The 25,302-nt window shown below is 72.7% G+C and carries 22 protein-coding genes; 11 read left to right on the top strand and 11 right to left on the bottom strand.

Annotated features, from left to right (window positions below; genetic code table 11):
- Nucleotide 1: 1 nt before the first annotated feature.
- From ACIBPB_RS27885 to ACIBPB_RS27835, 11 genes are all read right to left on the bottom strand, one after another.
- Nucleotides 2-1,498 (bottom strand): arylsulfatase, encoded by a 1,497-nt coding sequence (locus tag ACIBPB_RS27885; protein ID WP_396842411.1) that lies wholly within the window; start codon nucleotides 1,496-1,498, stop codon nucleotides 2-4.
- A 134-nt stretch (nucleotides 1,499-1,632) separates the two neighbouring features.
- On the bottom strand, nucleotides 1,633-3,030 hold the full coding sequence (locus ACIBPB_RS27880) for a sulfatase (RefSeq protein ID WP_396842410.1): 1,398 nt from the start codon (nucleotides 3,028-3,030) through the stop codon (nucleotides 1,633-1,635).
- Nucleotides 3,027-3,917, bottom strand: coding sequence for a carbohydrate ABC transporter permease (locus ACIBPB_RS27875; RefSeq protein WP_396842409.1), 891 nt, complete (start codon nucleotides 3,915-3,917; stop codon nucleotides 3,027-3,029). The genes ACIBPB_RS27880 and ACIBPB_RS27875 overlap by 4 nt, the downstream gene beginning before the upstream one ends.
- On the bottom strand, nucleotides 3,914-4,813 hold the full coding sequence (locus ACIBPB_RS27870) for a carbohydrate ABC transporter permease (RefSeq protein WP_396842408.1): 900 nt from the start codon (nucleotides 4,811-4,813) through the stop codon (nucleotides 3,914-3,916). The genes ACIBPB_RS27875 and ACIBPB_RS27870 overlap by 4 nt, the downstream gene beginning before the upstream one ends.
- Nucleotides 4,810-6,210: an ABC transporter substrate-binding protein gene (locus ACIBPB_RS27865; RefSeq protein WP_396842407.1), complete on the bottom strand. Its 1,401-nt coding sequence runs from the start codon at nucleotides 6,208-6,210 to the stop codon at nucleotides 4,810-4,812. Before ACIBPB_RS27865 ends, ACIBPB_RS27870 begins: the two co-directional genes overlap by 4 nt.
- Nucleotides 6,207-8,270 (bottom strand): ADP-ribosylglycohydrolase family protein, encoded by a 2,064-nt coding sequence (locus tag ACIBPB_RS27860; RefSeq protein ID WP_396842406.1) that lies wholly within the window; start codon nucleotides 8,268-8,270, stop codon nucleotides 6,207-6,209. Before ACIBPB_RS27860 ends, ACIBPB_RS27865 begins: the two co-directional genes overlap by 4 nt.
- Nucleotides 8,270-8,659 (bottom strand): D-ribose pyranase, encoded by a 390-nt coding sequence (gene rbsD / locus ACIBPB_RS27855; RefSeq protein ID WP_396842405.1) that lies wholly within the window; start codon nucleotides 8,657-8,659, stop codon nucleotides 8,270-8,272. Before rbsD ends, ACIBPB_RS27860 begins: the two co-directional genes overlap by 1 nt.
- A complete protein-coding gene (locus tag ACIBPB_RS27850; protein WP_396842403.1) occupies nucleotides 8,652-9,590 on the bottom strand; it encodes a ribokinase in 939 nt (312 codons plus the stop codon). The genes rbsD and ACIBPB_RS27850 overlap by 8 nt, the downstream gene beginning before the upstream one ends.
- Nucleotides 9,587-10,627, bottom strand: coding sequence for a LacI family DNA-binding transcriptional regulator (locus ACIBPB_RS27845; protein WP_396842402.1), 1,041 nt, complete (start codon nucleotides 10,625-10,627; stop codon nucleotides 9,587-9,589). Before ACIBPB_RS27845 ends, ACIBPB_RS27850 begins: the two co-directional genes overlap by 4 nt.
- 255 nt (nucleotides 10,628-10,882) lie before the next feature.
- Nucleotides 10,883-11,374: a carboxymuconolactone decarboxylase family protein gene (locus tag ACIBPB_RS27840; protein ID WP_396842401.1), complete on the bottom strand. Its 492-nt coding sequence runs from the start codon at nucleotides 11,372-11,374 to the stop codon at nucleotides 10,883-10,885.
- 63 nt (nucleotides 11,375-11,437) lie between these two features.
- On the bottom strand, nucleotides 11,438-12,841 hold the full coding sequence (locus tag ACIBPB_RS27835) for a PLP-dependent aminotransferase family protein (protein WP_396842400.1): 1,404 nt from the start codon (nucleotides 12,839-12,841) through the stop codon (nucleotides 11,438-11,440).
- A 218-nt stretch (nucleotides 12,842-13,059) separates the two neighbouring features.
- On the opposite strand from ACIBPB_RS27835, the gene ACIBPB_RS27830 reads away from it, so the two are divergent.
- The 11 genes from ACIBPB_RS27830 (at nucleotide 13,060) to ACIBPB_RS27780 (ending at nucleotide 25,293) form a co-directional block, all read left to right on the top strand.
- Nucleotides 13,060-13,782 carry a hypothetical protein gene (locus ACIBPB_RS27830; RefSeq protein WP_396842399.1) on the top strand — a complete coding sequence of 241 codons (723 nt, stop codon included), beginning with the start codon at nucleotides 13,060-13,062 and terminating at the stop codon, nucleotides 13,780-13,782.
- Complete coding sequence (locus ACIBPB_RS27825; protein WP_396842398.1) at nucleotides 13,770-14,159, top strand: winged helix-turn-helix domain-containing protein; 390 nt, start codon at nucleotides 13,770-13,772, stop codon at nucleotides 14,157-14,159. The genes ACIBPB_RS27830 and ACIBPB_RS27825 overlap by 13 nt, the downstream gene beginning before the upstream one ends.
- A 126-nt stretch (nucleotides 14,160-14,285) precedes the next feature.
- Entirely contained in the window at nucleotides 14,286-15,005 is a 720-nt protein-coding gene (locus ACIBPB_RS27820; protein WP_396842397.1) for a DinB family protein, read from the top strand.
- A 452-nt stretch (nucleotides 15,006-15,457) separates the two neighbouring features.
- On the top strand, nucleotides 15,458-15,547 hold the full coding sequence (gene kdpF, locus ACIBPB_RS27815) for a K(+)-transporting ATPase subunit F (protein ID WP_357323899.1): 90 nt from the start codon (nucleotides 15,458-15,460) through the stop codon (nucleotides 15,545-15,547).
- Nucleotides 15,547-17,202 (top strand): potassium-transporting ATPase subunit KdpA, encoded by a 1,656-nt coding sequence (kdpA, locus tag ACIBPB_RS27810; RefSeq protein WP_396842396.1) that lies wholly within the window; start codon nucleotides 15,547-15,549, stop codon nucleotides 17,200-17,202. The genes kdpF and kdpA overlap by 1 nt, the downstream gene beginning before the upstream one ends.
- A 20-nt stretch (nucleotides 17,203-17,222) precedes the next feature.
- Entirely contained in the window at nucleotides 17,223-19,412 is a 2,190-nt protein-coding gene (gene kdpB / locus ACIBPB_RS27805) for a potassium-transporting ATPase subunit KdpB (protein ID WP_396842467.1), read from the top strand.
- Nucleotides 19,412-20,293, top strand: coding sequence for a potassium-transporting ATPase subunit C (locus ACIBPB_RS27800; protein ID WP_396842395.1), 882 nt, complete (start codon nucleotides 19,412-19,414; stop codon nucleotides 20,291-20,293). The genes kdpB and ACIBPB_RS27800 overlap by 1 nt, the downstream gene beginning before the upstream one ends.
- Before the next feature lie 121 nt (nucleotides 20,294-20,414).
- On the top strand, nucleotides 20,415-22,967 hold the full coding sequence (locus ACIBPB_RS27795; protein ID WP_396842393.1) for a DUF4118 domain-containing protein: 2,553 nt from the start codon (nucleotides 20,415-20,417) through the stop codon (nucleotides 22,965-22,967).
- On the top strand, nucleotides 22,964-23,656 hold the full coding sequence (locus ACIBPB_RS27790; RefSeq protein WP_396842392.1) for a response regulator: 693 nt from the start codon (nucleotides 22,964-22,966) through the stop codon (nucleotides 23,654-23,656). The genes ACIBPB_RS27795 and ACIBPB_RS27790 overlap by 4 nt, the downstream gene beginning before the upstream one ends.
- An 84-nt stretch (nucleotides 23,657-23,740) precedes the next feature.
- A complete protein-coding gene (locus ACIBPB_RS27785; protein ID WP_396842391.1) occupies nucleotides 23,741-24,535 on the top strand; it encodes an ABC transporter ATP-binding protein in 795 nt (264 codons plus the stop codon).
- Nucleotides 24,532-25,293 carry an ABC transporter permease gene (locus tag ACIBPB_RS27780; RefSeq protein WP_396842390.1) on the top strand — a complete coding sequence of 254 codons (762 nt, stop codon included), beginning with the start codon at nucleotides 24,532-24,534 and terminating at the stop codon, nucleotides 25,291-25,293. The genes ACIBPB_RS27785 and ACIBPB_RS27780 overlap by 4 nt, the downstream gene beginning before the upstream one ends.
- Nucleotides 25,294-25,302: the final 9 nt, after the last annotated feature.

The following is a 25,302-nucleotide window of genomic DNA, read 5'->3' as shown; positions in this document are numbered from 1 at the left end:
ATCAGACCTTCGATAGGGGTACGTCGAACGCCAGCCCGCTGGTCTCGTCGCGGCAGATCCCGCGCAGCTGGTCGTAGAGCGCGGCCACCACCTCGGGCTCGGAGTCCCAGCGGTCGGTGGTCTCGCGCGGATCGGCGCTGATGTCGTAGAGCTGGCCGCGCGGGTGGTCGGCGTCCCACGGCGGGTTCTCGTGCGCCTTGCCGGAGCCGGAGCTGAACAACGCGTCGATCGACGGCTCGGAGAATCCGCCGCCCGAGCCGGGCGCGAAGACGGCCTTCCACCGGCCGGCCCGCAGCGCGAACCGGCCGCCGAGGCTGTGGTGCACGATCGGGCGGTCGGCCGGTGGCGGCGGCGCTGCCCCGGTGAGCGCGCCGAGGAGGTCGATGCCGTCCTCGGCGGCGCCCGCGGGCAGGGTCGCGCCGGCGGCCGCGGCGGCGGTGGGCAGCACGTCGGTCAGGCAGACCGGCGCACCCAGCTCCCCGCCCGCCGGGATGCGACCGGGCCAGGACGCGACGAACGGCTCCCGGTGGCCGCCGTCCCAGAGGTCGCCCTTCTGGCCGCGCCAGTCACCGTTGGGCCGGTGCTCGGACACGTCACCGTCGTCGGTGAAGATCATGGGAGCGCCGTTGTCGCTGGTGACGATCACCAAGGTATTGTCGCGCTGACCACGTTCGTCGATGGCGGCGACCAGCTGCCCGACGATGTCGTCGACCAGGCAGACCCCGTCGGCGCGGTCGCCGAGCCCGGACCGCCCGCGCACCCCGTCCGGCGGGACGACCGGGCGGTGCGGCGCCGAGGGCGTGACGTAGCAGAGGAACGGTTGGTCGGTCGGCACCGAGCGGATCCAGCGCACCGCCTCCGCCGCGAAGCGGACATCGACCGCGTCCTCCCGGAAACCGGGCGCCTGGAGGCCGGGCCGCTGCTCGGTGAGGTACTCCCCCTTCTCCCGGTCCGGGACGCCGAGGGTGCGGTCCTGGTCGATGAACGCGTACGGCGGCATGTCCAGCGAGCCGGCGATGCCGAAGAAGCGGTCGAAGCCGAGTGCGGTCGGGCCACCGGTGATCGGCGCGGTGTAGTCGATGTCCCGCCCGAAGTCCGTCTCGACGTCGTCGTGCAGCCGCGCGCCGGGGGCGAAGGCGTCCCGGACCGTGCCGTCGGTGTGGCGCCAGCCGAGCCCGAGGTGCCACTTGCCGAACGCGCCGGTGGCGTAGCCGGCGTCGCGCAGCACCGACGCGAGGGTCGGCCGGCCCGGCTCGATCAGCGCCGGACCGTGACCCATCAGCACGAAGTTCTTCAGCGGCCCGCGCCAGGCGTAGCGGCCGGTCATCAGGGCGTAGCGGCTCGGCGTGCAGACCGCCGAGGCGGAGTGCGCGTCGGTCGCGCGGACGCCCCGGGCGGCGAGCGCGTCGATGTGCGGGGTGGGGATCGCCGAGCCGTAGCAGCCGAGGTCCCCCCAGCCCAGGTCGTCGGCGAGGACGACGACGATGTTGGGTCTCATGTGCGGCAGCTCCCGTCGGTGCTGCGGTAGATCCGTACCGCGTCGGTGGTCGCCGGATCGAGGACGACGTTGCCGGCCTGGACGTTGTTGAAGCCGCGTGGCACGCGGGTACCCGCTTCCTGGTCGTCGGGGGGTCAGCCGAAGCGGCGCTGGAACTTCGCTTCCGGGTCCCACTCGTTGAGGCCCGGCGCGCCGAACGCGGGGGCCAGCACGTAGTGGTCGTGGGTCTCGACCAGCCGGTCGCGGAGCAGCGCGTGGTGGCGGCTCACCTCGGCCGCGTGTGCCGGGTCGTCCACCAGGTTGGTCATCTCGTAGGGGTCGTTGTCCAGGTCGAAGAACTGCCAGGGCCGGCCGCCGTGCGCGTCCCCGAGGACCGTGTACTTGTAGCGCCGGGTCCGGATCCCGCGCCAGGTCTCCTCGTGGAACGGCAGGCCGGGCCGCATCTCCGCGACGAACTCGAGCAGTACGCCCTCGCGCGGCACGCCGGCGGTCTCGCCCCGCACCACCGGGCTCAGGTCGAGCCCGGGCTTCGGCGCGGCGGGCGTGACCCCGGCGAGGCCGAGCAGGGTGGGAAACAGGTCCTCGGTGCAGACCGGATCGGCCACCGTGGCGGCGACGGCGGGGCCGCCCGAGACGATCAGCGGGACGCCGAGGGATTCCTCCCAGGGCCGCTGCTTGGCCAGCAGGCCGTGCGACCCGAGCAGCTCGCCGTGGTCGGCGGTGAGCGCGATCACGGTGTTGTCGAGCTGCCCGTTCTCGCGCAGCGCGGCGACCAGCCGGCCGATGTTGTCGTCCAGGTTCTCGATCATCGCGTAGTAGACGCGGAGGTCGTCGAGCAGGTCGCGGCCGTGCGGTCCGCGCTTGTTGTACTGCTTGCCCAGCTCGACGTTGTCCCGCAGCACGATCTCCCGGTCCCGCCAGCGCTCCAGGTACGGTTCGGGCGCCGTGAAGATCGGGTGCGGCGGTTCGACCGAGAGCACCGTCGCGAACGGCCGGTCGACCGCACCGAGGTGCGCGATGGCCAGGTCGAAGAGGCCGTCGGTCTGGAAGCCGTCGATCTTGTGCGGGGTCGGGTCGTCCTCGTTCCAGTAGTAGGTGTCCCACGGGTCGTTGCAGATGTCGAACCCGGCGAACCGCTGGAACCGCCCCTGGAAGGGCCGCGGCACCGGGGTCCGGGACGCCTTCACCACGTTGTGCCCCGGGTAGTGGCCGAAGTTGCCGTAGAGGTGCCACTTGCCGAACAGCGCCGTCGCGTACCCGGCCTCGTTCAGCTCGTCGGCCAGCGTCCGCTCCGCCGGCGACATCCGCCACTCGATGGACGGGATGAAGCGGGTGTGCGCGTACTCGCCGGTCATCAGCGAGAACCGGTAGGGGACGCAGACCGGATAGGTCGAGGAGGCGGCGTCGAACCGGGTGCCGGCGGCGGCGAGCGCGTCGATGTGCGGGGTGTTGACGTTCGGGTCCCCGTAGCAGCCCAGCGCCTGGCGCCGCAGCTGGTCGGCGATGATCAGGATGAGGTTGGGACGGCTCACTTGATACCTCCGGAGGTCAGGCCGCTCACGAACTTGCGCTGCAGCACCAAAAACAGGATCACCACGGGCCCGAGCATGAAGATCGCCGCGGCGCTGGTCAGACCCCAGTCGGTGGAGTACTGGTCCTGGAACGCGAGGAAGCTCGTCGAGACGGGCCGCAGCTCGGGGGTGTGGATGAAGGTGATCGCCCAGAAGAACTCGTTCCACGACCAGAGCGCGACGATCAGCGCCACGGTGAGGAATCCCGGCCAGGCCAGCGGCAGCACCACCCGCCAGGCGATCTGCAGGCTCGACGCGCCGTCGAGCCGGGCCGCCTCGGTGAAGTCCTTCGGGATCTTCAGCAGGAACGACCGCAACAGCAGCGTCGCGAACGGCGCGTCGGTCGCCCAGTAGATGACGATCAGCCCGAACAGGTTGTCGGTCAGGTGCAGCTGCGTCCAGAGGAAGAACAACGGCACCAGGAACAGCTGTACGGGCAGCGCGCTGCCCAGGAACAGGTAGGCGACGACCGCCCCGCCGCCGGGCACCCGCAGCTGGCTCAGCGCGAACGCGGCCAGCCCGGCGACCACGCAGGTGCCAATCACCGAGCCCAGGCAGATGATCAGGCTGTTGCGCATCGTGGTGGCGAAGTCGCCGCGGGTCCAGGCCTCGACGAAGTTGTCGAGGCTGAACGAGGTGGGCGGCGCGAGCGGGTTGGAGCCGATCTCGGCATTGTTCTTGAACGCGTTGAACAGCACGGCGACGAGCGGCCCGATCGCGAACAGCGCGAGGACGATCAGCACGACGTAGTGCGTACCCCCGTTGAGCCGCACGCGACGGCGGCCGCGCCCCGGCGCGCTCGGGGCGGCCCCGGCGGGCGCCGGCCGGTCGACGGTGGTGGCGGTCATTCGTCCTCCCATCCCTTCTTCCGCATCCACTGGTAGACGGCGAGGATCACCGCGGTGACCAGCGTCATCGACAGGCCCAGGGCGGCCGCGTAGCCGGCCGAGTATTCGTTGAACGCCTGCTTGTACATGAGCGTCGAGACGACCTCGCTGGACCCGGCCGGCCCGCCCTGGGTCATGATGAAGATGTAGTCGAACGCCTTCAGCGACCAGATCACCGTCATCAGCACGATGAACACCATGGTCGGCCGGATGCCGGGCAGCGTGACGTTCCGGTACTGCTGCCAGCGGCTGGCGCCGTCGACCTTGGCCGCGTCGTAGAGCGCCGGGTCGACGCCCTGCATCGCGGACAGGAAGATGACCGCGAGGAAGCCCCACCAGTGCCAGTCCACGACGAAGTTGACCGACAGCAGCGCGGTGCTGGTGTCACCCAGCCACGACTGGTCGATGCCGAACTGGTGGGTGATGCCGCTGGTCGGCGACAGCAGCATCTTCCACACCGCCGCGTTGACCACGCTGGCGACCACGTACGGGATGAAGTAGAGCGCCCGGAACAGCATCTGGAACCGCCGGACCTGGCTGAGCAGGTAGGCGCCGAGCAGCCCCATCGCCATCGGCACGGTCAGGAACAGCACGAACCAGATGAGGTTGTGCAGCAGCGCCTGGTGGACCTTCGCGTCGCCGAAGGCGGTGACGTAGTTGTCGAGGCCGATGAAGGTGGCCGGCCCGAGCCCGGACCAGTCCGTGAACGAGTAGTAGACGGTGGCCACGGACGGTCCGAGCACGACGAGCAGGTTGAGCACCAGCAGCGGCGCGAGGAAGGCCCAGCCGACCACCGCCGCGCGCAGCCGTGCGCGGCGGGCGCCGGACGCGGTCAGCGGCGCGGCGGTGGCGGTCACTTTCCGGGCCCTTTGGCGGGCAGCCGCGGCAGGTTGCCGTTGGCCTTCTCCTCGGTGAACATCTGGTCGATCTGCTTGCAGTACGCGGCCGGCGTCAGCTTGCCGGTCAGCACCTGCTCCAGGCCCTCGTAGACGAAGACGTCGGTCTTCGGCGGCCACCAGGTCCAGGTGACGAAGCCGTACTGGCCGTCGGCGACCGCCTTGTTGAGCGAGGTGAGCACCCGGCCCGCGCGCGGGTCGATGTTCGACGGGATGTCGCCGTCCGCGAAGTCGATCGGGATGTTGTACGTCGAGGGGACGTCGGCCATCCGCTTGAGCGCGGCGGCCCGGTCGCCGTAGTACCAGTTCAGGTACTCGGCGGCGGCGTCCTTGTGCTTGCTCGCCTCGTTGATCGCCAGCGAGCCGCCGATGCCCATCTCGAACAGCGGATACTTCACCTCGGACCGCAGCGCGGGCACCGGCATCCAGTCCCAGTCGTTCTCGTTCTTGGCCTTCGCCCCGAAGTACTGGCCGACCTGGCTCATGAACCAGTTGCCCTGCGGGACCATCGCGACCTTGCCCTTGCCGAAGTTGGCGCCGATCTCCTGGGACGGGACGGAGAAGTACTTCTCCACGCTGCCGCCGATCCAGCCCTTGTCGAAGTAGCTCTTGATCAGCGCGACCGCGTCGACGAACACCGGGTCGGTGAACTTGATCTCGCCGGAGAGCGCCTGCCGCAGCGCGTCCGGGCCGGAGTAGTGGTTCCAGAAGACCGTCATCAGCCACTCGCCGGCGGCCTTCCAGTCGACGTTCGACGAGCCGAACGGGACGATGCCCTGGCCGGCCGCCTCGGTGGCGAGCGCCTCCAGCGACGCCCGGTCGGTCGGCTGCTGCCAGCCCTTCTGCGCGAACAGCGTCTTGTTGAAGTAGAGCAGCATGGTGTCGACCCGCATCGGCAGCGCGTAGAGCTTGCCGTCGGTGGTGAACGCCTCGACCGCCCAGCTGGACAGCTTGTCCTGCCAGCCGAACTTCTTGGCGTACGGGGTCAGGTCGGCCAGCACGTGCGCCTTGCTCCACGCGATGGTCTGGGTGGCGCTCGGCCCCCGCACGATGTCCGGGCCGGAACGCGACTGCAACGCGGTCTGCACCAGCCGGCGCAGGTCCTCGCCCTTGTAGAAGGTGGTGTTCAGGTCGATCTGCGGCTTGGCCTTCTCGAAGACGGCGGCCACGTTGTCGGTGAAGTACTTCTGGTTGACGTCGCCCTGGATGTCCAGCCACAGGTCGACCTTGCCGGTGCCGTTGCCGGCGCCGCCGCCACTGTCCCCACCGCAGCCGGAGAGCAGGCTGGGGGTGGCGATACCGAGAGCGGTCAGGCCCGCACCGGCGAGGAACCGCCGGCGACTCAGCGAAGCGGTCACGATGTCTCCTCAACGGAAATGGGGGTGATGCGGACGGTCTGCGTGGCGGAGCGCCCCTGTGTGACGAGGAGCGCGACGCCGCCGCAGCTGAGCGCGTCGTCGTCGAGGTCGAAGAGCACCCGGTCGTCGACGCTGGCGGTGAGGCGGGTACCGGCCACCCGGATGGTGAGCCGGTAGGTGGTGCCGTACTCCCAGGGGAAGTCGCGGCTGCCGAGCACGGTCTCGTGGCGGACCAGCTCGACCCGGTCGCGGCCGGCCAGCCGCAGCGCGTAGTAGCGGGTCAGGCCCTGCACCCGGGCGGCGAGTCCGGCGGCCTCGGCCAGGTGGGGGGTGACGTCGGCGTGCACGGTGTAGTCGCGCCAGCCGCGCTCACCCTGGACGAGCAGGCCGGTGCCGCGGTTCTGCACGATCCGGAACGGCTCCGGCCAGTGCGGGTCCCAGCGGTCGACGGTCCGCACCCAGGCTCGCCGCCACATCGCGTCGGCGGCGCTGCCGTGCCCAGTCCCGGCGGTGGCCGGGCGGGTCAGCGTGAGCGTCGGCGCGCCGTCCCAGGTCAGCGACTCCAGCTCGACCGGCCCGGTGGCGCGCAGGCCGACGTACGCGATCGGCTGGCCGCCGAGGTCCGGCACCCGCCAGCGGATCTCGGCGCCGGCCGCGGCCGGGCCTTCGACCCAGCTCAGCGTGTCGCCGTCGTCGGCGTAGTGCCCGAGGACCGGGCGGACGTGCACGCCGGCGCCGGCCCGCAGCCGGGCGTGGACGGTCTGCCCGGGGTACAGGGTGGGGCTGGCGATCAGGCCGTAGATCGGCATGGCGCGCGCCTCCGGCGGGATGAAGGTCGGCGTCGCGACGGTGACCTCGGGGCCGGCCGGTTCGACGGCCAGCCGGCCGCCCGGGTTGTGCACCCGGGCCGTCCCGGCCAGGACCGTGAATCCCTGCACGCTGCCCGGCAGCGAGAAGTGGAACCGGGCGCCGCCCTTCGTCAGGTCGCGGGCCGGCTGCCGGGCCCAGACCCGGCCGTGTCCGGCCAGGGTGAGCGCCTCCCGGGCCACGTCGGTGACCGTGGACCCCCCGTCGGTGCTCGGCAGGTACATCCGGTCGGCGACCGGCCCGCGGTAGTCCGGCCCGGCGCCGTCGATCCCGGCGAGGCCGCCGAGGACGCCGCAGATCGCGCCGACGTCGCCCGCGTTGGAGTCGGTGTCCCAGCCGGAGGTGTTGACCACCGTCATGGCGGGCAGGAACGCGCCGCCGCTGCGGGCCACCGCGTGGATCACGGTGGCGTGGTTGGGCACCACGTGACAGTTGCCGCCGTAGCTCTGGTAGCCGTAGCGGGCGTCGATCCGGGCCCGGGTGGTCGTCCAGTCGGCGTCGGCGGCGGTCCACTCCCGCACGTCGGCGATGACCCGGTGGATCAGGCTGTCCTTCGGGATCAGCGCCACCGCGGTGTCGAGCAGCCGGTCCGTGTCGGTCTCGGTGAACGCGCCGGCGACCAGCGCGGCCACCACCCGGGCCGCGTGGATCGACTCGCCGTCGTGGCTGACCCGGGCGGCCCGCTCGGCCAGGTCGGCGGCCGCCTCCGGGTCGCCGGGACGGGTCATCGCGAAACCCTCGACGAAGATCTGCGCGCCCACCTGCTCGGCCACGACCAGGCCGTTGCGGGCGATCGACCCGCTGTCCGGCGCGCGGACCCCGTCCTTGAGGTGCAGGTACGCGGTGTGCTCGGTCGAGTTGCCCACCCCGCCCCACCAGAGCACCGACTGCCCCTCGGCGATCTCGTTCAGCCAGGTCTCGCCGATCTGGGCCGAGCCGGGTTCGATGCCGTGGTCGCGCAGCGCCCGGGGGAACATGAACGTGCCGCTGATGTCGTCGTCGGTGACCACCAGCAGGTGGTTCTTCAACGCGAGGTCGGTGCGGTGGTTGACGTAGCCGGTGATGTCGCCCAGCTCCGCCCGGATCCGGTCGAAGCGCCAGCCCTCGAAGGGGCGGCCGAGGTAGACGGCGATCACCTTGCCGAGCACGCCGGCGTAGACCCGCTCCTCGTAGTCGCTCGGGAAGTCGGTCATCAGAAGGGAACCCCCGCTCGCAGGATGACGTTGGCGTACGGCGTCGCCTCGCCGGTACGGACGACGGCGCACGCGCTGCGGCAGGCCGCCTTGAGGTCGTCGTGGCTGGTCGTCTTCACCGGGATGCCGGCGAGTCCGGTGTGCAGGCCGGCGAGGATGCCGGGGTCGGTCAGCTCCCAGGCCACCGTCGCCTCCTCGACGACCAGGTCGGCGGTGATCGCGGCGAGCACCGGCAGGAGGGTCGGGATGCCCCGGGCGACGCCGAGGTGGACGATCTCGACGCCGGGCGGGACCGGCAGGCCGGCGTCGGCGACGACGATCGTGTCGGTGTGGCCCATCCCGGCGACCAGGGCGGCGAGCCGGGGATGCCAGAGGCCGGTGTCACGCATGGCTGAGCTCCGGGTGTGCGGCACGGAACCGGTCCAGCTCGGCGCTCGTGGGCAGCGCCGACTGCGCGCCCATCCGGGTGGTCGCCAGGGCTCCCGCCGCACACCCGCGGCGTACCGCCTCGGCGAGGCTGCGGCCGTCGGCCAGCGCCGCGGCGAGCGCGCCGACGAAGCTGTCGCCCGCGCCGGTGGTGTCGACCGCGTCGACCGGGAAGGCCGGGTGGTCGGTGGCGCCGGTGGCGTCGGCGTGTATCGCGCCGCGTTCGCCGAGGGTGATCACGCAGGCCGCCGGACCGAGCGCGCGCAGGGCGACGGCGAGGACGGCCCAGTCCGTGGTGGGGGCGCCGGCCAGCCGCAGCGCCTCGCCCTCGTTGACCACCAGCACGTCGACATGGCGCAGCAGCGTGGCCATCGCCGGCGGTACCGGGTCGGGCAGCGGCGCGGCGTTGAGGACCACCCGGGCGCCGGCCTCGCGGGCGTGCCGGGCGGCGGCGAGGCAGGTCGCCAGCGGGATCTCGAGTTGCAGGACGAGCACCACGTCGGGCCCGAGCGTGGCCGGCAGGGCGGCCAGCGCGTCGTCGGTCAGCCGGGCGTTCGCGCCGGGCGCGACGACGACCGTGTTCTCCCCGGCCGCGTCCACGACGATCAGCGCCACGCCGGTCGCGGTGCCGGCCACCGTGGTCAGGTGCTCGGGCGGCAGCCCTTCGGCGGTGATCGCCGCGCGCACGTCGGCGCCGAACCGGTCGTCGCCGACCGCGGCGAAGAACAGCGTGGCGGCGCCCAGCCGGCGGGCCGCGACGGCCTGGTTGCAGCCCTTGCCGCCGGGTCGGGCGGCGATGTCCTCACCGAGCACGGTCTCGCCCGGCGCGGGCAGGTGCGGCACGGCGACCCCGAGGTCGAGGTTGGCGCTGCCGACGACCACGACACGGCTCACGACTTGTCTCCCTCGCTCGGCGCGTCACCGCCGGGTGGATCCGGGCACCCGCACGACCCGCGGCGGATCAGCGCGACGGGCAGCACGTCGGTCGGGCTGGTCGTGCCCTCGTGCTGGGCGAGCAGGTGGGACAGCGCGGCCCGGCCGATCGCGGCGAACGGCTGGGCCATGGTGGTCAGTGCCGGGGTCGAGTAGGCGGCCCCGGGGATGCCGTCGAACGAGGCGACCGCGACGTCGTCCGGGCAGCGCCGGCCGGTCTCGCTGATCGCCCGGAACACCCCGGCGGCCTGCTCGTCGCTGGCGACGAAGATGGCGTCCGGCGGTTCGGGCCGGGAGAGCAGCTCGCGGGCGGCCTGGTAGCCGGCGCGCCGGCCGAACGCGGACTGCACGACCGCCATCGCGCGGCGGGGGACGCCCTCGTCGGAGAGCGCGTCCCGCCAGCCGCTGACCCGGTCGTGGGCCGGCATGACGTCTTCGGGGCCACCGATACAGGCGATCCGGCGGCGGCCGTGCTCGATCAGGTGCCGGGTCGCCAGGTAGGCCCCACCGCGGTTGTCGACCAGCACGCTGGGGGCGCTGGCGCCGGGCACCTGGCGGTCGAGCGAGACCCAGGGGGTACGGGAGCGCTGCAGGTCGGGGAGGAACCCGGCCGGCCCGTGCGCGGGGACGATGAACAGCCCGTCGACCTGCCGGGCGAGGAAGGTACGCACGTAGGTGGTCTGCCGCTCGTCGTTCTCCGCGGCGTTGCCGATCAGCAGCGTGTAGCCCTTCGCGAACGACTCCTCCTCGATCGCGCGGGCCAGCGCGGCGAAGTAGGGGTTCGCGTTGTCCGGGATGACCAGGCCGAGGGTCATGGTGCGGCTCATCCGCAGTGACCGGGCGATGCCGTTGGGGCGGTAGCCGAGCTGCTCGACCGCGGCGAGCACTTTTGCCCTGGTCTGTGCCGACACGGGGCGCGGCCCGCCATTGAGGACATAGCTCACCACCGCTGGCGAGGTGCCCGCCAGCCGGGCCACATCCGTCCGCCGAACCGTCACGGGACCTCCGGTCAACACGAGTTGCGCTCGATGTGCCAGGAATCATGTGACGGGCACTGTGGCGAACGCAACACGTGTTGAATTCCCGTAACCTGACCGAGACCTGTGACGAGCCGACCCCGGTCCGCACCGGCGCCGCGCCGCGCCGGTCGACAGCGCGGAGATCCCGGCCGGATACCGGATCCGGCCGGGATCTGCGACGCCGCGGGTCGTCGTCTCGGCCCGCCGGGGCGGTCCGGGACCTGGACGCCGGCTTCAGTCGTGCCGGCGGATGGCGGTCGGCCAGCAGCGGGTGGTCACGCCGATCGTGTTCCAGGTGTTGATCGCGATGACGAGGGTGAGGAGCGCCGCGGCGCCCTCCTCCCCGTACGCCTTGGCGAGGGCTTCGACGGTCGACGCCGGCACCTTCGTGCTGGCCAGCAGGGTGACGTCCTCGGTGAAGTGGAGGGCGGCGCGCTCGGCGGCGGTGAACAGGTTGGAGTCGGACCAGATGGCGACGGCGTCCACGCGTTGCGGCGTGACGCCGGCCCGGCGGGCGGCGCGGGCGTGCATGTCGACGCAGTAGGCGCAGCCGTTGAGCTGGGAGGCGCGCAGCCGCACCAGCTCGCGCAGCGCCGGGTCGATGCCGGCCTGGTCCAGCTCGGCCGTGGCGGCCTCGTCGAGGTCGTTCACGACGCGGGCGAAGGCGGGGACGAGGGCGTCGAAGTCGAGACGCGCGGGGATCGGGACGTAGTCGGTCGCTGTCATGCCGAGGACGCTAGAACTCGATCGCACCAGTTCACTGGGGCAATCTGGCGGCTGCCTCCTGGGTCAATCCGCTCGCCGTCGGGCACTCCCCCGGATGCTCGCCACGAGCAGTTCGAGCGCCGTCTCGTACTGTCCCGGGGTCGGGCCGCCGTACCCGATCACCAGGGCCGGCCCCGCCGGCTGGCGGGCCGGTCCGAAGTGGAAGGAGCTCAGCCCCTCCAACCGCAGCCCGCGCGCGGCGGCTTCCTGCTCCACCGCCTCCTCGGTGGTCCCGGCCGGCAGGGTGAGCAGGCATTGGAGGCCGGCGGCGAGGCCGGTCACCTCGCAACCGGGAAGCCGGTCCGCGACGACCTCCTCCAGGCGCCGGCGACGCGACCGGTAGGTGGCGCGCAGCCGGCGGACGGTGCGGTCGTAGTCGTGCGCCTCGACGAACCTGGCGAGCGCCAGTTGGTGCAGCGCCGCCGGCTGCCCGCCGGAGAGCGCCCGCTGCTCCAGCACGTCGGGCAGCAGCCAGGTGGGCAGCACCCCCCACGCCAGGCCGACGGCCGGCGCCACCGCCTTGCTGGCGGTGCCCAGGTACGCGACCCGCTCGGGCGCCAGGGACTGGAGCGCCCCGATCGCCCGCCGGTCGTAGCGGAACTCGCCGTCGTAGTCGTCCTCGATGACGACGGCGTCGTGCCGCTCCGCCCAGCCGACGAGCCAGCGGCGCCGCTCGGCGGCCAGCGGCACGCCGACGGGGAACTGGTGGGCGGGCGTGAGCAGCACCGCCGACACGTCGAGCCGCGCCAGGAGCTGGACGTCGGCGCCGTCCTCGTCGACCGGCAGCGGTACGGGCGTCATGCCGGTCGAGGCGATCAGGCGGCGGTGGGTGTCGTGGCCGTACTCCTCCACGGCGATCCGGGTCGCGCCGCGCTGGCGCAGGGCCCGGCACAGCAGCACGAGCAGCTCCCCGAAGCCCTGGCCGACCATGACCCGTTCCCGCTCGACCGCGACGCCACGGGTGCGGGCCAGGTACGACGTCAGCGCGCCGCGCAGCCGCGTGGTGCCGGCCGGGTCGGGGTAGCCGAGCTCGGCGGTGGTGACGTCCAGGGCCGCCTGGCGGGCCGCGGACGCCCACTCCCGCCGGGCGAACCCGGCGGTGTCCGGTATCCCGCCCCGCAGATCGACCCAGCGCCGCCGGACCGTCCGCTGGCGCAGCCCCGCCTGGAGGTACGACGGCGTCTGGCCGGAGACCCAGGTTCCGGCGCCGACCCTCGATTCCAGCCAGCCCTCGGCGGCGAGCTGCGCGTACACGTCGGCCACCGTGTTGCGGCTGATGCCGAGGTCGGCGGCGAGTGTCCGGGCCGCGGGCAACCGGGTGTCGGGGCCGAGCCGGCCGTCCAGGATGGCGGCGCGCAGCGCCGCCTCCAACGACCGCCCGGGCCGGACGGGCGAGAGGTCGAGGTGCAGGTCCAGGCCGAGGCTCACCAGGGGATCGTAGATTGCCCCAGTTGAGTGCCGAGGAACGGGCACAGCCAGTTGGGGCGATCAAGCTCCCCCGGCCGACGCCGCCGGCGCCGGCGGTCGGCGCACGAGCCGGGTTCGCGCGGAGCCGGGACCCGCGCGACTGCGCCTGCTGTGGGCCCACCGTGCGGCGGCCGCCCAAGTCACTAGCGGAAACAGGTTTGTTGTGGAAACCTATTGGCATGACCACCGATTCGGTACCCGCCGGCGACGACCCCCGCCGGCTGCTGTCCGACGTACGCGCGCTCGCCCGCCGGGTGCGTCTGGACCAGCGGGTGACCTCGGTCGCGCTGCTGGTGCTCGCCGTGGTGACGTTCGCGGCGATCCCGATCGCCTGGTATTCGCTCGACGCCGACTGCGGGTCCCCGAGCGCGTGGATCAGCGACCCCAGCGTGGCGGGCGGCTCCATGTGCCAGGTCGGGCGGCACCTGGGCCCGGAGCTCTACTGGCCGCCGGCGCTGCTGCTGGCCTACCTGGCGATCGCCGGGTACGCCGTGCGGGTCGCCCGGGCGCGAGGGTTGGGCACCCGGGTGCTGCCGTACGCGCTCACCGGCGTCGCGTTGGCCGTCCTGAGCACGGTCGTGTGGCTGGTGAGCCGCCAGGACCTGCTCAGCCGCCCGCCGGCGACCGAGCCGTTCCCCTACTGGGTGCTTCTGCTGCACCGGCTGCTCGAACCGGCGGGCACCATCGGCGTCGCGCTGCTGGTGCTGGCCTGGCTGGAGCGCCATGTCGCGCTGTTGGTGTTCACCCTCGGCTACCTCGCGGTGGTGCTGGTGCCGATCGGCCTGGGCGGGCATGCCCCGGGGGGATACCTGGCGGAGTCCCTGGTGCCGCAGGTCGTCAACGGCGCCGTGCTGCTGCTGGGCGCGGCCGGTTTCCGGGTGGCCCGCCGGTGGCGGCGGTGACCGGCGGGGCCGCGAGCCCGGACCCGGACGCCTCGTCCGCCCACCCGGTCACCGGCCTCGACGACGTGGTGCACCAGCGGGTCCGGCTCGGCGTCCTCACCATCACGCACGAGGCCCGCCGGGTCGAGTTCGGCTACCTGCGGACCCAGCTGGAGCTGACCGCCGGCAACCTCTCCCAGCACCTGGGCGTGCTGGAGTCCGCCGGCCTCATCGAGATCGAGAAGGGGTACGCCGGCCGGCGCGGCCGGACCTGGGTCACGCTCACCCCCGCCGGCAGGACCGCGCTGGCCGACGAGATCGGGCGGCTCAAGCTGCTCATCGCCCGGGTCGAGACCACCGACTCCACAGCGGAGGGACGACACCACCGACCCGGCTGACTCTCCCCCGGCCGCGATCGTCACCGGTAGGCCCCGGACCCGGCGCGTCGCGTTTTCGGTCGGACCCGCCAGCTAGCATCGCCTCGATCGCCGACGGACGCGATCGCCAACGGAAGGGAGAGCGCCGTGGCCCAGGGCGACAGCACAACCTTCGTGGACCGGGACCTGCAGGGCGCGCGCTTCCGCAGATCGACGCTGGCCGGCGCGGTGATGCGCGGCGTCGATGTGCGCGGGCTCGACATCGACGCGCCCTGGCTGACGGACGGCCCGCTGCTGGTCAACTCCGTCGACGTCGTGCCGCTCGTCGAGGCCGAACTCAACCGGCGGTTTCCGGGGCGGGAGCTGCGGCACGCCGAGGATCCCGAGGGCCTGCGCACGGCGTGGTCGAGCCTCGAACGCGCCTGGGCGGCCGTGGTCGAGCGGGCGGAGGCCATGCCCGAGGGCACCGTCGACGTCTCGGTCGACGGCGAGTGGTCGTTCGCGCAGACCCTGCGCCACCTCGCGTTCGCCATCGACGCCTGGCTCGGCAAGGCGATCCTGCGCCGGCCGCAGCCCTTCCATCCGCTCGGGCAGCCGCACGCCGAGTACGAGACGGACGGCTTCGACATGTCCGTCTTCGCCACCGCACAGCCGAGCTTCGCCGAGGTGCTCGAGCTGCGTGCCGAGCGGCAGGCCATGGTGCGCGACTTCCTCCGGGACGTCACGCCGGAACTGCTCGCCGAGCCCCGGCCGACCGCCTGGTGGCCCGAGCACGAGGAGCCGGTCCGGCACTGCCTCCACGTGATCTTCGACGAGGAGTGGGAGCACCTCCGCTACGCCGTGCGTGACCTCGACGCCCAGGCTTAGCGCAGCCGTCCCATCTTTCGCACCCGGCCCGGCCGGCTCGACCCGCACTCAGCCGGGCGCCTCGACCTGCGCCCCGCCGGCTCAACCCGGGTTCCGGGCGGCTCGACCTACGGCCCGCCGGCCCGCTGCCGCCGGCGGAACACCCGTACGCATCCACCCCGGCCGACGCCCTGCCCGCGCCGCTCACCCCGCACCGCCGGTGACCCGTTTCACGTGCTCAACGGCCCGGCGTTAAAAGGGCGTCAAGAATCCGGCGGCCGGCGTCATGGTTGCGTCAACGGCCCTGTCCGGCCGGTATCTGAGGGGCTTTGATTGCCCGGCGCGACCGACTGACGGTCGTGACGAACTCAGTTCCGGTAAGGGGAGTCAGCCGTGTCTGACGTGGTGTTCGTGGCCTTGACGGTGGCGCTGTTCGCGGTGCTCGCCATGGTGGTGCGGGCGGTGGAGAAGCGGTGAGCGCGGTCAACGCGGTGGGCCTGGTGCTGGCGGTCGGCCTGGGTGTGTTCCTGGTCGTCGCCCTGCTGTTCCCGGAGCGCTTCTGATGACCACGACGACAGCCGGCGTCATCTTCGTCCTGTCGCTGATCGGAGCCCTGATCGCGGTCCACAAGCCGTTCGGCGACTACCTGTTCCGCGCGGTTTCCGGCACCCGGCACTCCCGGCTGGAGCGGGGCGTCTACCGCCTGGTCGGGGTCAACCCGGCCGCCGAGCAGTCCTGGGGCGTGTACGCCCGCGGCGTGCTGGCCTTCTCCGCCGTCTCGATCCTTTTCCTCTACGCCTTCCAGCGGGTGCAGCAGCACCTGTGGCTGTCGCTGGGCGTGCCCGCGGTGCCGCCACACGGCGCGTGGAACACGGCGGTGTCGTTCGTGACCAACACCAACTGGCAGTCGTACTCCGGTGAGTCGACCATGGGTCACCTGGTGCAGATGGCCGGTCTCGCGGTGCAGAACTTCGTCTCCGCCGCCGTCGGCATTGCGGTGGCGGTGGCACTGGTCCGCGGCTTCGCCCGCAGCCGCGCCGGCGAGCTGGGCAACTTCTGGGTCGACCTGACCCGCATCGTCCTGCGGATCCTGCTGCCGGTCGCGGTGCTGGGCGGGCTGGCCCTGATGATCGGCGGTGCGGTGCAGAACCTGTCGGGCGGCACCGACGTGAGCACCCTGACCGGCGGCACCCAGACGATCACCGGCGGGCCGGTGGCCAGCCAGGAGGTCATCAAGGAGCTGGGTACCAACGGCGGCGGGTTCTACAACGTCAACAGCGCCCACCCGTTCGAGAACCCGACCACCTGGACGAACTGGATCGAGATCTTCCTGATCCTGCTGATCCCGTTCAGCCTTCCCCGGGTCTTCGGCCGGATGGTCGGCCAGAACCGGCAGGGCTACGCGATCACCGCCGTGATGGCCGTCCTGGCGCTGGCCAGCGTCGCCCTCACCAACGCCTTCGAGCTGGCCGGGCACGGCACGGTGCCGCAGGCGGTCGGCGCCGCGATGGAGGGCAAGGAGGTGCGGTTCGACGTGGCGAACTCCGCCACCTTCGCCGCCGCCACGACGCTCACCTCCACCGGCGCGGTGAACTCGTTCCACGACTCGTTCACCTCGCTCGGCGGCATGATGACCATGGTCAACATGATGCTCGGCGAGGTCGCGCCCGGCGGCGTCGGCTCCGGCCTCTACGGCCTGCTGATCCTGGCGGTGATCACGGTCTTCGTGGCCGGTCTGATGGTCGGCCGCACCCCGGAGTACCTGGGCAAGAAGATCGGGTCCCGCGAGATCCGGTTCGCCTCGCTGTACTTCCTGGTCACCCCGGCGCTGGTGCTGACCGGCACGGCGGCGGCCTTCGCGACCGGTCACCACGCGACCGCGCTCAACGTCGGGCCGCACGGCCTGTCCGAGGTGCTCTACGCGTTCACCTCGGCGAGCAACAACAACGGCTCCGCCTTCGCCGGCATCACCGTCAACACCACCTGGTGGGACACCGCGCTGGGGCTGTGCATGCTGCTCGGCCGGTTCCTCCCGATCATCTTCGTCCTCGCCCTGGCCGGCTCGCTGGCCCGCCAGGCGCCTGCCCCCGCGTCCGAGGGCACCCTGCCGACCCACCGGCCGCTCTTCGTCGGCATGGTCGTCGGCGTCACGGTGGTCCTGGTCGCGCTGACCTTCCTGCCCGCCCTCGCGCTCGGCCCGCTGGCCGAAGGGCTGTGACCACCATGAGAGAGAAGGACATGATCCCGTCCACGCCGGCACCGCACGGCACCGCCGACGCGGCGACCGCCGGCACCCCGGCCACCCGGGGCAACCGGGCCGGCGGTGGCCTGCTCGACCCCGCCCAGTTGTGCCGCTCCCTGCCCGACGCCCTGCGCAAGCTCGACCCGCGCACCCTCTGGCGCAACCCGGTGATGCTGATCGTCGAGATCGGCGCCGCCTTCACCACCGTCCTCGCCGTCGCCGACCCGTCGGTGTTCGCCATCGTGATCGCGGTCTGGCTCTGGCTGACCGTGCTCTTCGCCAACCTCGCCGAGGCGGTCGCCGAGGGCCGGGGCAAGGCACAGGCGGCCACCCTGCGGCAGGCGAAGAAGGACACCGTCGCCACCCGGCTGGTCGGCTGGACGCCGGGCGCCGCCGCGAACACCTACCGGGACGAGGCCGTCCCGGCGCCGCAGCTCACCCAGGGCGACATCGTGCTGGTCGAGGCCGGGAACATCATCCCGGGCGACGGCGACGTGGTGGAGGGCATCGCCAGCGTCGACGAGTCGGCCATCACCGGCGAGTCCGCCCCGGTGATCCGGGAGTCCGGCGGCGACCGCAGCGCGGTCACCGGCGGCACCCGGGTCCTCTCCGACCGGATCATCGTGAAGATCACACAGAAGCCGGGCGAGAGCTTCATCGACCGCATGATCGCCTTGGTCGAGGGGGCCAATCGGCAGAAGACCCCGAACGAGATCGCGCTGAACATCCTGCTCGCCGCGCTCACGATCATCTTCCTGCTCGCGGTGGTCTCCCTGCAGCCGCTGGCGATCTTCTCGAAGGGTTACCAGGCCGCCGCGCCGAACTCCGGGGCGATCACCGACGCCGGGGTCACCGGGGTGGTGCTGGTCTCGCTCCTGGTCTGCCTGATCCCCACCACCATCGGGGCGCTGCTCTCGGCGATCGGCATCGCCGGCATGGACCGTCTCGTGCAGCGCAACGTCCTCGCGATGAGCGGCCGCGCGGTCGAGGCGGCGGGCGACGTCAACACGCTGCTGCTCGACAAGACCGGCACGATCACCCTGGGCAACCGGCAGGCCGCCGAGTTCCTGCCCGTCGAGGCGGTCACCGCCGCCGAGGTGGCCGACGCCGCGCAGTTGTCCAGCCTCGCCGACGAGACACCGGAGGGCCGCTCGGTGGTCGTGCTGGCCAAGAACGGGTTCGGCCTGCGCGAGCGGGAGCCCGGCCTGATCCCGCACGCCACGTTCGTGCCGTTCACCGCGCAGACCCGGATGAGCGGCGTCGACCTCACCGCCGATGCCGGCCCGGCCCGCCGGGTCCGCAAAGGCGCCGCGGCGGCGGTGATGACGTGGGTACGCGACAACGGCGGCCGTCCCACCGCCCAGGTCGGGGAGATCGTGGACGCGATCAGCGGCACCGGCGGCACGCCACTCGTGGTGGCCGAGCACGTCGCGGGTCAGCCGGCGCGCGCGCTGGGGGTGATCCATCTCAAGGACGTGGTGAAGGCCGGGATGCGGGAACGGTTCGACGAGATGCGCCGGATGGGCATCCGCACCGTGATGATCACCGGCGACAACCCGCGTACCGCGAAGGCCATCGCGGACGAGGCCGGCGTGGACGACTTCCTCGCCGAGGCCACCCCGGAGGACAAGCTCGCCCTCATCAGGAAGGAGCAGGAGGGCGACCGGCTGGTGGCCATGACCGGTGACGGCACCAACGACGCGCCGGCGCTCGCCCAGGCCGACGTCGGGGTGGCCATGAACACCGGCACGTCGGCCGCGAAGGAGGCCGGCAACATGGTCGACCTCGACTCCGATCCCACCAAACTCATCGAGATCGTGGAGATCGGCAAGCAGTTGCTGATCACCCGGGGCGCGTTGACCACGTTCAGCATCGCCAACGACATCGCGAAGTACTTCGCGATCATCCCGGCCATGTTCGCCGGCCTCTACCCGAGCCTGGACACGCTGAACATCATGCGGCTGGCCAGCCCCGAGTCGGCGATCCTCGCCGCGGTCATCTTCAACGCGCTGGTCATTGTGGCGTTGATCCCGCTCGCCCTGCGGGGCGTGCGGTACCGGCCGGCCGCCGCGTCGACGCTACTCAGCCGCAACCTGCTGATCTACGGCCTCGGCGGCGTCGTCGTGCCGTTCCTCGGCATCAAGCTCATCGACCTGCTCATCCAGCTCATTCCGGGGATCTCGTGATGCGCCTACCCACCTGGCTCGCCCACCACCTCGCCGCCCTGCGCGCGCTGCTGGTCTTCACCGTGCTGCTCGGCCTGGCCTACCCGCTCGCCCTGGTCGCCGTCGGCCGGCTCCCCGGCCTGGCCGACCGGGCCGACGGGTCACTCGTCCGCGCCGGCGGGACGCCTGTCGGCAGCGCGCTGATCGGCCAGGCGTTCACCGACGCCGACGGCAACCCCGTCCCGCGCTACTTCCAGTCCCGTCCCTCGGTCGCCGGGGACGGCTACGACCCCACCGCCACCGCCGCCAGCAACCTCGGCCCGGAAAGCGTGGTCGACATCATCGCCACCGACCCGGAGCAGTCGACGCCGAGCCTGCTCACCCAGGTCTGCGCGCGCAGCAAAGCCGTCGGTGACCTCGACGGCGTCGACGGGCGGCGCCCGTACTGCACAGCGGACGGGGTCGGCGCGGTGCTCGCGGTGTTCCGCGCCGACGGGCTCACCGGCCCGATCACCCGGGTGGTCAGCGTCAACCAGGCCGCCCCGGCCCCGCCGTTCCTGACCACCTACCAGGCCGTGCCGGTGGAGCCGGCGGAGCCGGGCGTCGACTACGTGGCCGCCGGCGCGATCGTCACCCCGATCCGCGGCGACGCCCCCGCCGAGCCGGCGGTACCCGCCGACGCGGTGACCGCCAGCGGCAGCGGCCTCGACCCGCACATCAGCCCGGCGTACGCCGAGATCCAGGTGGACCGGGTGGCGCGGGAGCGGGGCGCGGACCCGGCGGCGGTCCGTCGCCTGGTCGAGCAGCACACCTCGGGCCGGTCGCTGGGCTTCCTGGGCGCACCCGCGGTCAACGTGCTGGCCCTCAACCTCGCCCTCGACGAGCGGTTCCCCGCCCGCTGACACCGCGCCCGGGCCGGGCCGGCCCCCGGCCGGCCCGGCCCGGCGAGCGGGTCGTCCGCCGGGCGGAGCGCTCTGCCTGACCGCCTCGCCAGCGGCCCCCCGACCAGGAAGGATCGGCTGCGTGTCCCGCGGAGAACTGCGCATCTACCTGGGCGCCGCCCCGGGCGTGGGCAAGACCTACGCCATGCTGGAGGAGGCCCAGCGCCGCGCCGAACGCGGCACCGACGTGGTCATCGGACTGGTCGAGACGCACGGCCGCCCGCACACCGCGACCATGATCGGCGACCTGGAGCAGGTGCCCCGTCGCACGATCACCTACCGGGGCGCCGAGTTCACCGAGATGGACCTCGACGCGGTGCTCGCCCGCCGGCCCGAGGTGGTGGTGGTCGACGAACTGGCGCACACCAACGTGCCCGGCTCGCGGCACGACAAGCGCTGGCGGGACGTCCAGGAACTCCTCGACGCCGGCATCAGCGTGCTGTCGACGGTCAACGTCCAGCACCTGGAGTCGATCAACGACGTCGTCGCGCGCATCACCGGCACCACCCAGCGGGAAACCGTGCCCGACGAGATCGTCCGCGCCGCCGAGCAGGTGGAACTGGTCGACATGACCCCGGAGGCGCTGCGCCGGCGGATGGCGCACGGCAACATCTACCGGCCGGACAAGATCGACGCGGCGCTGGGCAACTACTTCCGGGTCGGCAACCTCACCGCGCTGCGCGAGCTGGCGCTGCTCTGGCTGGCCGACAAGGTCGACGAGCAGCTCGACCGGTACCGGGCCCAGCAGGGCATCTCCGCCACCTGGGAGGCCCGGGAACGCGTCGTCGTGGCGCTCACCGGCGGCCCCGAGGGGGAGACCCTCATCCGCCGCGCGGCCCGGATCGCCGCCCGCAGCAAGGGCGCCGACCTGCTGGCCGTGCACGTGGCCCGCAGCGACGGGCTGGCCGGCGCCGACCCCGCCCAGCTCGCCCGCCAGCGGGTCCTCACCGAGAGCCTCGGCGGCACCTACCACCAGGTCCTCGGCACCGACATCCCGGCCGCGCTGCTGGAGTTCGCCCGCGGCGTGAACGCCACCCAACTCGTGCTGGGCGCCAGCCGCCGGGGTCGCTTCGCCCAGCTGTTCGCCCGCGGCGTCGGGGTCAACACCACCGCGCTGTCCGGCGCCATCGACGTACACCTGGTCACCCATCCCGAGGCGGGCCGGGGCCGGCGGACGACCGGGGTGCCGGCGGCGCTGTCACGCCGGCGGCGGCTGCTCGGGTTCGCGCTCGCCGGGCTGGGCCTGCCGCTGCTCACGTCGCTGCTGCAGGCGCTGCCGGACCTCACGCTGACCAACGACATCCTGCTCTTCCTGGCCGGCGTGGTGGGGGTGGCGCTGGTCGGCGGCCTGTGGCCCGCGCTGGTCGCCGCGCTCGGCGGCTCCCTGCTGCTCAACTGGTTCTTCACCCCGCCGTACCACACCCTGACCATCGCCGAGGCGGACAACCTGCTCGCCCTCGGCGTCTTCGTCGGCGTGGCCGTCGCGGTGAGCTGGGTGGTCGACGTGGCCGCCCGGCGTACCCGCGAGGCGGCGCGGGCCTCCGCCGACGCGCAGACCCTGGCCACCGTGGCCGGCGGGGTGCTCCGCGGCGAACGGCCGCTGCCCGCGCTGCTGGACCGGCTCCGGGAGACCTTCGGGCTGCGGGCGGTCAGCGTGCTCGAACTGACCGCCGAGGCCGAGGGGCGCCCGGCCCGGGCCCGCGAGGAGAGCGCTTGGCGGGTGGTGGCCAGCGTCGGTGCGGCGCCGCCGGGAAGCCCCAGCGCGGGCGAGACCACCGTGCCGGTGGACGACCGGCTCACCGTCGTGCTGGCCGGGCGCCGTCTGGAGGCCGCCGACCGGCGGGTGGTGGAGGCGTTCGCCGCGCAGGCCGCGCTCGCGCTGCGCCAGGAACGCCTCACCGAGGAGGCCGCCGCCGCCCGGCCGCTGGCCGAGGCCGACCGGATGCGGACCGCGCTGCTCGCCGCGGTCAGCCACGACCTGCGTACGCCGTTGGCCTCGGCCAAGGCCGCGGTGTCCAGCCTGCGCAGCCCCGACATCGACTTCGACCCCGAGGATCAGGCCGAACTCCTCGCCACCGCCGACGAGTCCCTGGACCGGCTCGGCCGCCTCGTGGCGAACCTGCTCGACATGAGCCGGCTGCAGGCCGGCGCGCTCGGCGTCACCGCCGTGCCCGTCGGCGTGGAGGACATCGTGCCCCGCGCCCTGGACGAGCTGGGACCGCCCGCCGCCGACGTCACCACCGACCTCCCGACCGACCTGCCCGCCGCCCACGCCGACCCCGGCTTGGTGGAGCGGGTCCTGGTCAACATCGTCGCCAACGCGCTGCGGCACAGCCCGCCCGACCGGCCACCCACCATCACCGCGAGCGCCCACGCCGGGCAGGTCGAGCTGCGGGTCATCGACACCGGCCCCGGCATCCCCGAGGACCAGTGGGAGCACGTCTTCCTGCCCTTCCAGCGGCTCGGCGACCGGGACAACACCACTGGCGTCGGTCTCGGGCTGGCGCTGTCCCGCGGCCTGGCCGAGGCGATGGGTGGCAGCATCACCCCCGAGACCACCCCCGGCGGCGGCCTCACCATGGTGCTCCGCCTGCCCGCCGCCGCACCGACCCACGCGGAAGGGCCCCAGGAATGATCCGCATCCTGGTCGTCGACGACGAACCGCAGATCCTGCGCGCGTTGCGGATCAACCTGCGTGCCCGCGGCTACGACGTCCAGGTCGCCGAGACCGGCACGGCGGCCCTCAAGGCCGCGGCCAGCCATTCGCCCGACCTGGTGGTGCTCGACCTGGGGCTGCCCGACATCGACGGCGTCGACGTGATCCGGGGGCTGCGCGGCTGGACCACCGTGCCGATCATCGTGCTCTCCGGCCGGGCCGGCAGCGAGGACAAGGTGGCCGCCCTCGACGCCGGCGCCGACGACTACGTCACGAAGCCCTTCGGCGTCGACGAACTGCTCGCCCGCATCCGCGCGGTCACCCGCCGGCTGGCCGCGACACCGGCCGACGGCGCCGCCCCGACGGCCACCGCGCGGGTGGGTCGGCACACGGTCAACCTCGCCGACCGCACCGTCACCCGCGACGACGGCGTCGCGGTGCGGCTCACCCCCACCCAGTGGGCGATGCTCGACAAGCTGCTGCGCCACCCCGGCAAGCTGATCAGCCAGCGGCAGCTCCTGCACGACGTGTGGGGCCCGGAATACCAGCACGAGACCAACTACCTGCGCCAGTACATGGCCCAACTGCGGCGCAAGCTCGAGGACGACCCCGCCCGCCCCCGCCACCTGATCACGGAGCCGGGCATGGGCTACCGCTACCGGCCCTGACCGGCCCGGCCGGCGGCACCCGCCGAATCCGGGCCGCGCCGCGGCTTGACCTTGACGCTGCGTCAACCCTCCATGCTGGTTGACATGAGCATTCCGGCCACACGTCCGGCCCACGAGCCGGCCATCCAGGTACGCGGCCTGGAGAAGTCGTTCCAGGATCTGCAGGTGCTGCGCGGCGTGGACATCGACGTCGCGCGGGGCAGCATCTTCGCCCTGCTCGGCTCGAACGGGGCGGGCAAGACCACCCTGGTGAGGATCCTGTCCACGCTGCTGAAGGCCGACGCGGGCACCGCCCGGGTCGCCGGGTTCGACGTCGCCTCCCAGGGCAACGACGTCCGCCGGTCGATCAGTCTCACCGGCCAGTTCGCGGCGGTCGACAACATCCTCACCGGGCGGGAGAACCTCGTCCTGGTCGCCCGGCTCCGGCACCTCAGCGACCCGGGCCGGATCGCCGACGAGCTGCTGGCGCGCTTCACGCTGACCGAGGCGGGCGGCCGGCGGGTCGCCACGTACTCCGGTGGCATGCGCCGCCGCCTCGACATCGCGATGAGCCTCATCGGCGATCCGCCGGTCATCTTCCTCGACGAACCGACGACCGGGCTGGACCCGGAGGGCCGCCTCGAGGTGTGGCGGGCCGTCCGGGAACTCACCGCGGGCGGGACGACGGTGCTGCTCACCACGCAGCACCTGGACGAGGCGGAGCAGCTCGCCGACCGGATCGCCGTCCTCCACCAGGGCCGGATCATCGTCAACGGCACCCTCGCGGAACTCAAGCAGCTCCTCCCGCCCGCCCGGGTCGAGTACGTCGAGAAGCAGCCGACCCTCGAGGACGTCTTCCTCAGCGTCGTCGGCGCCCGGACCGAGAAGGAAAACCGATGAGCACGCACTTCTTCGGCGACACCGCCGCCCTGCTGGGCCGATCGCTGCGGCACATCGTCCGCAGCCCGGACACCATCATCACGACCGCGATCATGCCGATCGCCTTCCTGCTGCTCTTCGTCTACGTCTTCGGCGGCGCGATCCAGACCGGCTCCGACTCGTACGTGAACTACCTGCTGCCCGGAATCCTGATCATGACGGTCGCGTCCGGCATCTCCTACACCGCCTACCGGCTCTTCCTGGACATCCAGGGCGGCATCTTCGAACGCTTCCAGTCCATGCCGATCGCCCGGTCCGCCGTGCTGTGGGCGCACGTGGTGACCTCGCTGGTCGCCAACCTGATCTCGCTCGTGGTCGTCGTCGGCGTCGCCCTCGTCATGGGTTTCCGCACCGGGGCGAGCGTGCTGGGGTGGCTCGCGGTGGCCGGCATGATGGTGCTGTTCATCCTGGCGCTGACCTGGCTCGCCGTGATCCCTGGGCTGACCGCGAAGTCCCTCGACGGCGCGAGCGCCTTCGGTTACCCGCTGATCTTCCTGCCGTTCGTCAGTTCGGCCTTCGTGCCCACCGACTCCATGCCGGGCCCGGTGCGCGCGTTCGCCGAGCACCAGCCGGTGACCGCCATCGTCAACGGGATCCGGGCCCTTTTCGCCCAGCAGCCGGTCGGCACCGACATCTGGACCGCCCTGGCCTGGTGCGCCGGCATCCTGGTCGTCGGCTACACGCTCGCCGTCCTCGCCTACCGGCGCAGGATCTCCTGACCGGACCGG

It is taken from the genome of Micromonospora sp. NPDC049836 (assembly GCF_044465125.1).
Lineage (GTDB): Bacteria > Actinomycetota > Actinomycetes > Mycobacteriales > Micromonosporaceae > Micromonospora.
This window is presented reverse-complemented; position numbering and strand designations above follow the sequence as displayed.

Excerpts from the sequence above, each read along its gene's own strand:
- ACIBPB_RS27885 (WP_396842411.1), bottom strand. The coding sequence starts at position 1,498 with ATGAGACCCAACATCGTCGTCGTCCTCGCCGACGACCTGGGCTGGGGG.
- ACIBPB_RS27875 (WP_396842409.1), bottom strand. The coding sequence starts at position 3,917 with ATGACCGCCACCACCGTCGACCGGCCGGCGCCCGCCGGGGCCGCCCCG.
- ACIBPB_RS27860 (WP_396842406.1), bottom strand. The coding sequence starts at position 8,270 with ATGACCGACTTCCCGAGCGACTACGAGGAGCGGGTCTACGCCGGCGTG.
- rbsD (WP_396842405.1), bottom strand. The coding sequence starts at position 8,659 with ATGCGTGACACCGGCCTCTGGCATCCCCGGCTCGCCGCCCTGGTCGCC.
- ACIBPB_RS27840 (WP_396842401.1), bottom strand. The coding sequence starts at position 11,374 with ATGACAGCGACCGACTACGTCCCGATCCCCGCGCGTCTCGACTTCGAC.
- ACIBPB_RS27830 (WP_396842399.1), top strand. The coding sequence starts at position 13,060 with ATGACCACCGATTCGGTACCCGCCGGCGACGACCCCCGCCGGCTGCTG.
- kdpA (WP_396842396.1), top strand. The coding sequence starts at position 15,547 with ATGACCACGACGACAGCCGGCGTCATCTTCGTCCTGTCGCTGATCGGA.
- kdpB (WP_396842467.1), top strand. The coding sequence starts at position 17,223 with ATGATCCCGTCCACGCCGGCACCGCACGGCACCGCCGACGCGGCGACC.
- ACIBPB_RS27800 (WP_396842395.1), top strand. The coding sequence starts at position 19,412 with ATGCGCCTACCCACCTGGCTCGCCCACCACCTCGCCGCCCTGCGCGCG.
- ACIBPB_RS27790 (WP_396842392.1), top strand. The coding sequence starts at position 22,964 with ATGATCCGCATCCTGGTCGTCGACGACGAACCGCAGATCCTGCGCGCG.
- ACIBPB_RS27785 (WP_396842391.1), top strand. The coding sequence starts at position 23,741 with ATGAGCATTCCGGCCACACGTCCGGCCCACGAGCCGGCCATCCAGGTA.
- ACIBPB_RS27780 (WP_396842390.1), top strand. The coding sequence starts at position 24,532 with ATGAGCACGCACTTCTTCGGCGACACCGCCGCCCTGCTGGGCCGATCG.